Below are 9740 nucleotides of genomic sequence, written 5' to 3' on the forward strand. Positions count from 1 at the left end.
AAATCAACTTCAGCATCAGTCGATACCATGCCTTTTCGTGCAAAAATCGCGAATCACAAAAAGTCAGAAAGTCCTGAAATGGTCTTTAAGGACAATATTTTTAGTTTTTATTATCTATATCAATTTTTTTATGGTCTTTTGGTCGTTTATCCGTTTTAGAGGGAGTAAGAACGGTTTTTACGGTATCGAGGCTTAAGTCTCTACCGTCTTTATCTACAAAGGAGTTTACAATGACCGCTGCTAAATCATTGATACTACCTTCTATGGTAGGTCTACCATTGGTCTGCATTTCCCTACTCAATCGGTAATATATATCCACCAGTTGGTTGATATTACAATTTATTTTCAATTTGTTAAAGGGCAGAGCGGCACTTCTTGTCTGTACCTGTTCACCGGAAAATTCGTTGGTCAGGTAATTTAGATGTTGTATGTGGTCGATTTCCTTTTGACATTGCAGAGCAAAATCAGGTAATTTGGGACTGATAAAATCAATAGTTGCTTGCTCGTAATCGTATTTTTCTTTTGTCAGAAAAATAATTTTATCGGTGTAATTTGATAGCTCACTTACTTTACTCTTGGTTTCTCTGAAAGAGAAACACCTTGTTTCACATCCGGCGTTGATATATTGCAATGATAGTTTAGCACTCTTATGTTTGCTGGCGTAGTATTCAATCTCCTTGCGTTTGCTCTCAATAATGGTATAACATTTTATCATTCGACCTCTGTTCGCAGTATTCATAAACAGGTCTTCATTTTCGGCGATTAGCTTTTCGAATTTATTGAGCCACTTTAAGGGGTTTAAAGCGATCTGGCAATGATGTGAAAAAAAGTCGGGTAACTTTGCATAGGATACGGAGAGCAACTTGTTCATTAACAACTGACAGTATTCTGCATTGTTTGTAATATCTTCTTTTAGGATATCAAATTCAGGTGCATTGCTTTGCTCTTTTGGAACCGCTGTTTGTTCGGGGAATTGAACAGTATTTCTTATTTGATATTTCAATGGCATATACATTTTTTTTTAAATAGGTGCACTCGTATTCATCTATAAGTTAGCAAGAAACTGAACAGTTTATTGTTCATTTCTGTATATCGTTTTGAGTTTTTATTTTTCGTTCCAATAATAGCTGTCGGGATAAATCCTTTGTCCGAAAATAGCCGTACCCACTCTTACAATAGTTGCTCCCTCTGCAATAGCTGTTTCCATATCGCCACTCATTCCCATTGATAACTCCTGCATTTCTACATTAGGAATGTTTAAAGTAATAATTTGCTGTTGAATATCTTTGAGCAATCGGAAGCATTTACGCACTTTCTTCGTTTCAGCACTAAATAGTGCAATGGTCATCAAGCCTTTTATTTTCAAGGTTTCCAATTGTGCAACCTGTTTTACCAATTCAACGGCAGTATTCGGGCTTACACCAAATTTGCTTTCCTCAAAGGAAGTGTTTACCTGTATCAATATTTCCATGTTCTTGTTTTCAAACTTTAGCCGTTGATGTAACTTTTCTGCCAAATCCAAGCGGTCAAGCGACTGGATGCAAGACACACCGTATTTTAAAAGGTCTTTGATTTTGTTGGTCTGCAAATGCCCTATAAAATGGTTGGCATGCGGAATTTCTTTCAACGCTTCGTATTTTTCTTTTAGTTCCTGTACTTTGTTTTCGGCTATCAATGTATGCCCCGCCTGCAACGCAATTTTGATACGTTCGGCAGGTACGGTTTTGGTTGCTAACAATAATTTTACTTCATTGGGATTTCTGCCGCTTTCTTTGCAGGCATTGTTTATCCGCTCTTGTATGAGGGTAATGTTCCTTAAAATTTCTTCGTTCATACTTTCAATAATTAAATGCTATTAGTCTGCCAATACAACCATTTTTTCTGGTGTAATTGTCCAACGTATCCATTTATCATCGGGCTTTGCTCCCAAGCTGCTATAAAATTTTTGGGCATCAATGTTATTGCCAAGTACAAACCAATTGAATTTTTTATATCCATTGGTTAAGGCATATTGTGCAAGACCTTTCAGCAGTCTTCTACCAATGTTTTTCCCTCTTTGGTCGGCATCAACATACAGCCATTTGAGCATGAGCGAGGGCGTTAGATTGTGCATAAAAGGAATGATGTAGTGAACGGCTATCCCTACAAGTTTGTTACTGCCTGCATCTGCAACGATAGCACCAAATTGGGGATTTTCCCCAAACCCCCTCCTTAACAGATCGCTTTCCGAAAGACTAAAATCCGTATCGCCCTCAAACAGAACAATCGCTTCCATTAACCGCAAGAGCTCGGGAATATCCTGCTCTTTCATTTCTCTGATTATTATATCGTTTTCCATCCGTCATTTTCAATAAGATCAAATACATCCATTATTGTTCGGTCTTTTTACACTGTTCTTTACTGATTTCGTACTCAAAATTCAACCTGGGAACCGGATCACCAAAATAGGCGACTTCCAGCTCAGCAATTTTGTTTGCACCCAATCGCTCTATTGCAATTTGGGAACGGATGTTATCTGACCCGACATGGAATTTGACTTTTGAGACAAAGCGAAACAGATAATCCAACATGGTTTTCTTTGCGGCCAGATTGAAACCCTTTCCCCAACTTGACACCCCGTAGAAAGTATACCCAATGAAGATACAGTCTTCTGCATCATTGTAGTCGTATATTCTTGTGCTACCTATCACTTTACCACTTTCTTTGTCAACAACCTTGAAAGCGCCCTTGCTTTTCAGTGCCCCTTCGAAGAAGACCGTGAATACCTCTTTTTTCCACCTATCCCTATTGGGATGCTGTTCCCATACCTTTGGATCGGAGGCGACGGAATACAGATCGTCAAAGTCGTTCTCGCGTAATGGGTACATGACAACCTTTTCGTTCTGTAAAATAGGTTGCATATTAAATCCATTCATTATATCATCGAATTAAAACGGAATGACGGACTTTACCCGTCACCCCTAATATTTCTTATTTCCACCAATAATAATAATTGTGGTTACCATCGTACTCAAACGCACAGCGCGGATAGAGCTTATTGCCTATGTCGTTCGTCTTTTCGGTTTCAAGCATCAACCCGCAAGCTCCTGTTTCCTCGCACCACTGTTTGGCTCTGTCTATCAATGCTACCGAAAGTCCTTTGCCCCTGTAATCGGGATGGACAAACAGATCGCTCAGCAGCCATTGCTTTTGGAGTTTGATGTAGTGATACAGTTTGTACAGCTGTACAAAGCCAACCGCTCTCTCGCCTACATATACAAGGAAGATATGGGACTCCTCATTGTCCAGCCGTCCCTGTATAAATTTTTTACACTTTTCATAGTCGTCTGCCTGACGGTAAAATACCCTGTACATATTAAACAGTTCCACCGCAGTGTCCAGATCTCGTAGATCCACTTTCTTGATTCTGTAATCCATTTTTCTGAAAATTTTACAATTATAATCACAAAATTACCTGTTATAAGGACTATATTTGTACTCCAGTTTTGACATAAAAGGTAGTCCAGATGTTCCCGTACAAAAATGTCATCAACATAGACAAGGACAGTAAAATGGCCGTCTACATACAGATTGCAAATGCCATAGTCAATGGCATCAGAAACGGCACCCTGAAAGCAGGCACCCACCTGCCGGGCAGCCGTGAGCTCGCCAGAATTTTAAGTGTACATCGTAAAACTGTGATCGCGGCATATGACGAGCTCGATGCACAGGGTTGGATCAATATCTTCCCAAGGAGATATGTCGCAGTTTCCGAGCGCATCCCATCGCTCAATCCGCGCAAATGGAATCCGCAAACAGCGTAAGCTATGGCAGCGACCTTGCTCTCCCTTTCAATATTATTGATAAAGAGGCTACCGGCCACCCTACCATTTCCCCGACGATCACCATCGATGACGGATGTCCCGATGTGCGGCTATGTCCGATAGATACCCTGCTGAAAACATACCGTTCTCTTACGTCAAGGAACTATGGTATTACAAATGCAAATACAAGTACCGGACAGGGAACCATCAAATTCAGGGAAGAACTGGCCAATTACCTCTCGCTGACGAGGGGTCTGAACATTTCCGCCGAGAACCTGCTTGTCACACATGGTGCACAGATGAGCATCTACCTTTCTGCTCAATTGCTTCTTGGTCTTTCCAAAAAGGTCATCGTCGGTAAACCAAATTATCCGATTGCAAACAAGACCTTTGGGCAGACAGGCGCTGAGATCATCGAAGTAAATGTAGACCAGAACGGCATAGATACAGACGCTATCGAGCGGATATGCAAAAATAGCAAAGTAGATGCGGTATATGTTATACCCATCACCATTATCCGACCACTGTTACATTGAGTATAGAAAGGAGGATGCAGTTATTAGAACTTTCGAAGCGGTATTCCTTCGTTATAATCGAAGATGATTATGATTACGATTTCCATTATCTGTCCTCGCCTTATCTACCATTGGCAAGTGCAGACCATGCCGGGAATGTGATATATATCGGTTCCTTTTCTAAAATATTAGACCCTTCGCTGCGGGTCGGGTTTATGGTCGCACCAATGAATTTTATCAGGCAGGCGGTAGCATTGAGAAAACTTATAGATGTTGCAGGGGACGGATATATGCAAAATGCAATAGCTGCCCTGATCAACGGGGGAGAGCTAAAAAGACACCTAAAAAAAGCCAAGAAAACCTACCATCAGCGTATGAATTTTCTGGATAAGCTATTCAAAGAGCGTTTGGCCAGTTATGTCTCCTATACGCTGCCTACAGGTGGGATGGCAATTTGGGTCAAGCTTAGGGAGGATCTGTCAGTCACCGAACTTTTCCGAAAAAAAGGGCTCGTCCATATAAGCAGGTACTATGAAGGACAGAACGCTTTTAGGTTTGGCTTTGCCTCGATGGATGAAAGCGAACTCGACCATGCGGTATCAGTCCTTCACGGTGAATTGCGGAAAATTGAAAAACTGTAATCCCATATCATTATAAAGTCTTATGGCCATGTCTGTTCTAAAATTAATCCGTTTACTATTCAAACCGGTAATAAGACTTGATCCGAAATCGGACATTGTTTTGGTACTGTTCTCTCAACAGGAAGACATAAACTATGACACATATTAAAAAAGTTGGATGCATAAACACAATAATAAGGACGTCACGAATCCATCTGGCAGTTAATTTGCGACAGACTTAAATATAAAAGTAGCTGATACCTCTTGGCTTTATGAGGACAAATCCGACTTAGAATAGGACTATTCATGCTAATGCTATTCTTATCGATAAAAACGAGCATGTTGCTATTCGATATTAAAAAGGTGTATCCTCTGGTGCCTGCTCCCGTTCATCCATACCGTAGTCGCGGAGTACCGAGGCAACACGTAACCTGTAGTCCTTAAAGACCGTTTCCCGCCCTGCTTTCTGCGCCCCGCGGTGCATGACCTGGTTTCTCCATTTCATTACGCTTTTTTCATCCTTCCAGAACGAGAGGGATAATATTTTATCCGGATTGATAAGGCTTTGAAAACGCTCTATCGATATAAATCCTTCTATATGATCCAGCTCCGGCCTCAGCATCTTTGCGATATCCAGGTACTCGTCCAGCTTTCCATCATTTGGATACACTTCAAATATTACGGCTATCATATCTCCTGTTAAACTTATTTTATATCAGTGTCCTTTTCTGTGCTTTGGGCAAACCGGCTGAATATACCCTTTTTCAATCCTTCCCACTCTCGCTTGAGAATACTGTAACAAACAGTGTTCCGTCTAAAGCCATCATGCATCAGGGTATGGCTCCTTAATATTCCCTCAAGTTGCCCGCCTATTTTTTCAATTGCCGTTCTGGAAGCCTGATTTCGCTCATCCGTCCTGAACTCGACCCTCTCCGCACCCAACGTATCAAAAGCATATTCCAATAAAAGGTACTTGCAGTTTCTGTTTAGTCCCGTCTGTTGAAATTGTTTACCGTACCACGTGCCACCGATTTCCAGCCTATCATCCAAATTCGAAATATTCAACAGGCTTGTACAACCTGCATAGGCGCATTTGGTCTTATCGAAGACAGAGAACGTATAACGGATGCCGGAGGATCTATTTTCCATTGCTTTCTTCACATATTTTTCCAGTAGTTCCCTGTTATAGATAGGGCTTGGCGAATACTGAAGAAGGTCTACATCTGCTGTTGCAACCTGCAATAGATGGTCTATGTCCTGTTCTGCAAGTGGGCCGTAAGTGCACAGCATTGTTTTCGAGTATGATGTCGTTGTCAAATAAAAAGTTCATATCTACAGCATGGTTGATATAATCAATACATTGCCTCACGGCAAAGTAAGATCTGCTTGCTAACAAATTTAATGAAAATGTGCTTAAATACCGTCGGCCGAAACCACGTATTGAATTGCCCTGATAAATTTTACCGTGAACCCAAGTGATAAGAGTATATCCAGGATTGTATTTTCCGTTCTCTCCCGCGTTTTTAGCACCATCGTAAACGATCGGTCATCCAAATTAAAGGCTACATGTTGCAGACCTGCTATTTTTTTGTTCAAGAAGGCGGATTACCTCACTTCTCTCTGCAATTAGCTTCTTACATACAGAGAATAATAAAATAAAATGATCTGTATCCATCATTATAAAATAGATAAAAATTCTTAAAGAATTACCATCAATAGTCCGGTACACCAGCGATTATTGGTAAAACAATTCATAAAACTATCGACCTGGGCCTATAAAGAATTATCTGTAGGGGCGGACAGGATTTCCCTGACAATAGACCTGCACCTGGAAGTAGATATTTTTTTTTCAGACAGTGTATCGATTAAACCGAAAGGATTTCAGTTTCTATTTTTTCTACGGCTATCAGAAGAGAACAAATCTCGATGTAAAGTAGCGACTGTCATTAAAATAAAGAGTCAGTACATTATTCGCGGAGATCGTCCTCTGCCTGAGCTGGACAACTTTCTCCTTGATATCAACACTATCAACACATTGTGGCCATACCATTGCCTCTTGATATATAGCATTGTAACAAAGGCTAAACTCGTGGTGCAGAAGGATTTTCGTAAAATCCCATTACATTACCAAAATAATTAAAGAATTTGGATTTCGAAAATCCGGTACAGGTCAGGATATTTCTTAACTTTAAGCCTTTAAATCCCTTTTCCAATAAAACAGGCCTAACTTTGTCCAGGGCCTTACGTATAAAATTAGGCCCGTGTTCATTATCCTTCCCGGAAAAGCCCATCCGCCCACTTTCAATGAAATGAGAGTTAACTGGTGTTGGTTCCACTTTCGGGATTGTTGGCGAGCTATCAGAAGAGCCGGCAACCGATATTTTCTTCATGTTCATGTCCTCAGTTTTAGGAATAGTAACGCTCAAAGCACTACGTTGGATTATTTGTGGGTTATACATCCTGATGATAGATTATACCGACTCCCGGTAGGGGAGTCTTTACATCGGACAGGTTATATTCTCTGTCTTCAGCGGCTTCCAAGAAAGAATCACTGAAAAAGATAAAGGACGAACGCCTAGCAAGCCCACTTTCCAGCATTTGATGTATTTCTACGACGGCCTTTCCGTCGGGCTTTTTAATTTTATTGACGTTATGGACAGAAAAAGTCTCCATAATGGACAATGAACCTCAATGACATTTCGATATTGATTCCCATACATTCGTTCAGCTCCGACAATTTTTCGGCAAACGCCTCTTGCATCTGTACAATAATCTCTGTCGTCTCCCTATAACGGGGGTACTTTCTATATTTGTAAAACAGTAGGACTTCGCCTTCCATTTCCGATATGCGGAAATATCCGCCGTTTGCTTTAATGAGGACAGCTAACAGTTCCCTGATGATGTATTCCCCCCATGTAGATTTTCGTATTGAAAACAAACTCAGGCACCCCACTGAAATCCGTTATTAAAATGACCCCCTGTCTGATATTAGTCCGTATCATGACCGATGTCTTTTAGTGTAGATGTCCGGAAAATGCTGACAGATCCCTAAGCCAATAAGATTCTCCGGACATCACAGTTCATATTTCGTTTATTGCCAACCGCCCCCAAGCGATCGGTATAGGGCGGTAATTGCCCCGAGCTTCTGCGTCTTCAGCGATGCAAGTTCAAGTTCTGCCTGAAGCTTATTGGACTGTGCAAGGATAACTTCGATATAGGTCGCTCCGTCATACCGGTATAGCGTCAGCGAATTCTCGACAGCTTTTGTTGCCGTGGCAACAAGCCCTTCTGCTACTTCCTGCTGCTCGTCGAGTTTTTCAATCTGCACCAGTGCATTTGAAACTTCACCGACGGCACCAAGTATGGCCTGCCTAAAATTTATTTCAGCCTCCTCGGATGCCACCTGTGCCTGTCTGTAACGGGTCTTCAGTTGCTTTCCGTTCAGTATCGGCTGGGCAATAGTTCCTCCGATTATTCCGAAGAGGGAACCCGGTACATTGAACCAGTTGGATTCCTTAAAGGCATTCAGTCCGCCCTGCGCCGTAATATTGATCGCTGGGTACATGGCTCACTTTGGCCACATGGATAGAGGCTATACTTTTTTCGCAGGTTCAGTTCGCTGCTCTTCACATCGGGACGGGTAGGCCAGCATTTCTGCTGGAACTCCCGTCGAGATACCCTGAGGTGTCTGGATGTCGTCCAGTCCTTCTCTTCTCTCAATCCTGTTAGGGAGATTTCCCGTAAGCACGCTGAGTGCATTTTCCTGTACGGATATGGCACTCTCGATAGCGGGGATACTCTTTGATATCTGGTCCCGTGTCATTTCCTGCTGCTGTACGGCAAGCTGTGTTATCATCCCGAGTTCCTGCTGTTTCTTTAGGATAACAAGCGTACTGTCGGCAAACGAGAGGTTTTTCCCGCGTAATCTCCAGCTGCTTGTCCAGCATCAGCAGATTATAATATCCTGAAACGATTTCGGACACCACCCTGGTCTGCACCGCTTTGGCAGCTTCCTGTGTCCGCAGCAGATCCGTCAGCGCTTCTTCCTTTGCGCCCCTTATCTTTCCCCCAGATGTCCGCTTCCCAGCCGATATTTACCGAGGTGGTGAAGTCGCCAATGTGCTTCTGGCCTACAAAATAGCCCAGTGACTGGCCATTCAGGCTATTGTCCGAAGGACGGGTCAACGTTGCCCCGGCAATGGTCGCACTGACGGTGGGCACATTGGCCCATTTGGACTGCGTGTACCCAAGGGAGGCATATTCTATCTGTTTGAGGGCTACCTTCAGGTCGTTGTTGTTGCGGACACCGCTGTCGATCAGGGCAACCAGTACGGGATCCCTGAAGAACTCCCTGTAGCCGATACTGGCGATGTTTACCGTATCGGCAGACTGTTCCGAGTTCCGGTAGGCCTGCGGAAGTTCCACCTCCGGCCGGCTGTACTTCTGTACCGAACAGGAGGCAAGGAACGCCGAAAACAGGATACCGCCAATTACGGCAGGTCTTATATCTTTTATGGTTTTCATTTTATCAGATCTTATAGGTTAATATTCCCAGTCTTCGTCCGTTACCGTCCTGCCACTGATCCTTTCATGGAGATACTGGAACACCACAAAGAGCACTGGCGTAATGAATATCCCCAGAATGGTCCCGAAGAGCATCCCGAAAATGGCAGCATACCCGATGGAGTGGTTACCCAGTGCCGATGGGCCGACAACGAACAATAGCGGGATAAGCCCCGTTATGAACGCAAGGGAGGTCATCAGGATCGGGCGCAGCCTGGCTTTTGCACCCTCAACGGCGA

At 42.8% G+C, this 9740-nt stretch carries 16 protein-coding genes; 3 read left to right on the plus strand and 13 right to left on the minus strand.

Features of this window, described 5'->3' with window-relative positions; genetic code table 11:
- Positions 1-100 precede the first annotated feature (100 nt).
- The 5 genes from FGL31_RS04505 to FGL31_RS04525 form a co-directional block, all read right to left on the minus strand.
- A complete protein-coding gene (locus tag FGL31_RS04505) occupies positions 101-1009 on the minus strand; it encodes a hypothetical protein (protein WP_138089845.1) in 909 nt (302 codons plus the stop codon).
- A 96-nt stretch (positions 1010-1105) separates the two neighbouring features.
- The gene (locus tag FGL31_RS04510) at positions 1106-1834 is read right to left on the minus strand and encodes a YggS family pyridoxal phosphate-dependent enzyme (protein ID WP_138089846.1); all 729 of its coding nucleotides are present in this window, start codon (positions 1832-1834) and stop codon (positions 1106-1108) included.
- Between the two features lie 21 nt (positions 1835-1855).
- Complete coding sequence (locus FGL31_RS04515; protein ID WP_171017546.1) at positions 1856-2311, minus strand: GNAT family N-acetyltransferase; 456 nt, start codon at positions 2309-2311, stop codon at positions 1856-1858.
- A gap of 58 nt (positions 2312-2369) precedes the next feature.
- Positions 2370-2915: a GNAT family N-acetyltransferase gene (locus tag FGL31_RS04520; RefSeq protein WP_138089848.1), complete on the minus strand. Its 546-nt coding sequence runs from the start codon at positions 2913-2915 to the stop codon at positions 2370-2372.
- Positions 2916-2970: 55 nt separating this feature from the next.
- Positions 2971-3417, minus strand: a complete 447-nt coding sequence (locus FGL31_RS04525) for a GNAT family N-acetyltransferase (RefSeq protein ID WP_138089849.1) — start codon at positions 3415-3417, stop codon at positions 2971-2973.
- Positions 3418-3506: 89 nt separating this feature from the next.
- On the opposite strand from FGL31_RS04525, the gene FGL31_RS24530 reads away from it, so the two are divergent.
- Genes FGL31_RS24530 through FGL31_RS27515 form a run of 3 tightly spaced genes read left to right on the plus strand, consistent with a single transcriptional unit; the run spans position 3507 to position 4959 of the window.
- The gene (locus FGL31_RS24530) at positions 3507-3803 is read left to right on the plus strand and encodes a GntR family transcriptional regulator (RefSeq protein WP_232046265.1); all 297 of its coding nucleotides are present in this window, start codon (positions 3507-3509) and stop codon (positions 3801-3803) included.
- Positions 3782-4339, plus strand: coding sequence for an aminotransferase class I/II-fold pyridoxal phosphate-dependent enzyme (locus FGL31_RS27510; protein WP_262709040.1), 558 nt, complete (start codon positions 3782-3784; stop codon positions 4337-4339). The genes FGL31_RS24530 and FGL31_RS27510 overlap by 22 nt, the downstream gene beginning before the upstream one ends.
- Entirely contained in the window at positions 4336-4959 is a 624-nt protein-coding gene (locus FGL31_RS27515) for an aminotransferase-like domain-containing protein (RefSeq protein WP_262709041.1), read from the plus strand. Before FGL31_RS27510 ends, FGL31_RS27515 begins: the two co-directional genes overlap by 4 nt.
- A 334-nt stretch (positions 4960-5293) precedes the next feature.
- On the opposite strand, the gene FGL31_RS04535 is transcribed toward FGL31_RS27515, so the two are convergent.
- The 8 genes from FGL31_RS04535 to FGL31_RS28775 form a co-directional block, all read right to left on the minus strand.
- Complete coding sequence (locus tag FGL31_RS04535; RefSeq protein WP_138089851.1) at positions 5294-5629, minus strand: antibiotic biosynthesis monooxygenase family protein; 336 nt, start codon at positions 5627-5629, stop codon at positions 5294-5296.
- Positions 5630-5643: 14 nt separating this feature from the next.
- Positions 5644-6255, minus strand: a complete 612-nt coding sequence (locus FGL31_RS04540) for a GNAT family N-acetyltransferase (protein WP_197734090.1) — start codon at positions 6253-6255, stop codon at positions 5644-5646.
- Between the two features lie 764 nt (positions 6256-7019).
- Positions 7020-7334: a hypothetical protein gene (locus FGL31_RS04545; protein ID WP_138089852.1), complete on the minus strand. Its 315-nt coding sequence runs from the start codon at positions 7332-7334 to the stop codon at positions 7020-7022.
- A 55-nt stretch (positions 7335-7389) separates the two neighbouring features.
- A complete protein-coding gene (locus FGL31_RS04550) occupies positions 7390-7611 on the minus strand; it encodes a hypothetical protein (protein ID WP_138089853.1) in 222 nt (73 codons plus the stop codon).
- Positions 7589-7777, minus strand: a complete 189-nt coding sequence (locus FGL31_RS29605; RefSeq protein ID WP_394366177.1) for a hypothetical protein — start codon at positions 7775-7777, stop codon at positions 7589-7591. Before FGL31_RS29605 ends, FGL31_RS04550 begins: the two co-directional genes overlap by 23 nt.
- 252 nt (positions 7778-8029) lie before the next feature.
- Positions 8030-8503, minus strand: coding sequence for a TolC family protein (locus tag FGL31_RS23100; RefSeq protein ID WP_197734091.1), 474 nt, complete (start codon positions 8501-8503; stop codon positions 8030-8032).
- A 389-nt stretch (positions 8504-8892) separates the two neighbouring features.
- Positions 8893-9462 (minus strand): outer membrane factor lipoprotein domain-containing protein, encoded by a 570-nt coding sequence (locus FGL31_RS23110; RefSeq protein WP_197734092.1) that lies wholly within the window; start codon positions 9460-9462, stop codon positions 8893-8895.
- Positions 9463-9480: 18 nt separating this feature from the next.
- On the minus strand, positions 9481-9699 hold the full coding sequence (locus FGL31_RS28775) for an efflux RND transporter permease subunit (protein WP_317130960.1): 219 nt from the start codon (positions 9697-9699) through the stop codon (positions 9481-9483).
- Positions 9700-9740: the final 41 nt, after the last annotated feature.

Origin of the sequence: Sphingobacterium daejeonense (assembly GCF_901472535.1) — a bacterium.
In the GTDB taxonomy this organism is placed as follows: Bacteria; Bacteroidota; Bacteroidia; order Sphingobacteriales; family Sphingobacteriaceae; genus Sphingobacterium; species Sphingobacterium daejeonense.

Coding starts and splice junctions, on each gene's coding strand:
- FGL31_RS23100 (WP_197734091.1), bottom strand. CDS start 8,503: ATGTACCCAGCGATCAATATTACGGCGCAGGGCGGACTGAATGCCTTT.
- FGL31_RS24530 (WP_232046265.1), top strand. CDS start 3,507: ATGTTCCCGTACAAAAATGTCATCAACATAGACAAGGACAGTAAAATG.
- FGL31_RS04525 (WP_138089849.1), bottom strand. CDS start 3,417: ATGGATTACAGAATCAAGAAAGTGGATCTACGAGATCTGGACACTGCG.
- FGL31_RS27510 (WP_262709040.1), top strand. CDS start 3,782: ATGGAATCCGCAAACAGCGTAAGCTATGGCAGCGACCTTGCTCTCCCT.
- FGL31_RS04550 (WP_138089853.1), bottom strand. CDS start 7,611: ATGGAGACTTTTTCTGTCCATAACGTCAATAAAATTAAAAAGCCCGAC.
- FGL31_RS04520 (WP_138089848.1), bottom strand. CDS start 2,915: ATGAATGGATTTAATATGCAACCTATTTTACAGAACGAAAAGGTTGTC.
- FGL31_RS04505 (WP_138089845.1), bottom strand. CDS start 1,009: ATGCCATTGAAATATCAAATAAGAAATACTGTTCAATTCCCCGAACAA.
- FGL31_RS23110 (WP_197734092.1), bottom strand. CDS start 9,462: ATGAAAACCATAAAAGATATAAGACCTGCCGTAATTGGCGGTATCCTG.
- FGL31_RS04545 (WP_138089852.1), bottom strand. CDS start 7,334: ATGAACATGAAGAAAATATCGGTTGCCGGCTCTTCTGATAGCTCGCCA.
- FGL31_RS04515 (WP_171017546.1), bottom strand. CDS start 2,311: ATGAAAGAGCAGGATATTCCCGAGCTCTTGCGGTTAATGGAAGCGATT.
- FGL31_RS29605 (WP_394366177.1), bottom strand. CDS start 7,777: ATGGAAGGCGAAGTCCTACTGTTTTACAAATATAGAAAGTACCCCCGT.
- FGL31_RS28775 (WP_317130960.1), bottom strand. CDS start 9,699: ATGACCTCCCTTGCGTTCATAACGGGGCTTATCCCGCTATTGTTCGTT.
- FGL31_RS04535 (WP_138089851.1), bottom strand. CDS start 5,629: ATGATAGCCGTAATATTTGAAGTGTATCCAAATGATGGAAAGCTGGAC.
- FGL31_RS04510 (WP_138089846.1), bottom strand. CDS start 1,834: ATGAACGAAGAAATTTTAAGGAACATTACCCTCATACAAGAGCGGATA.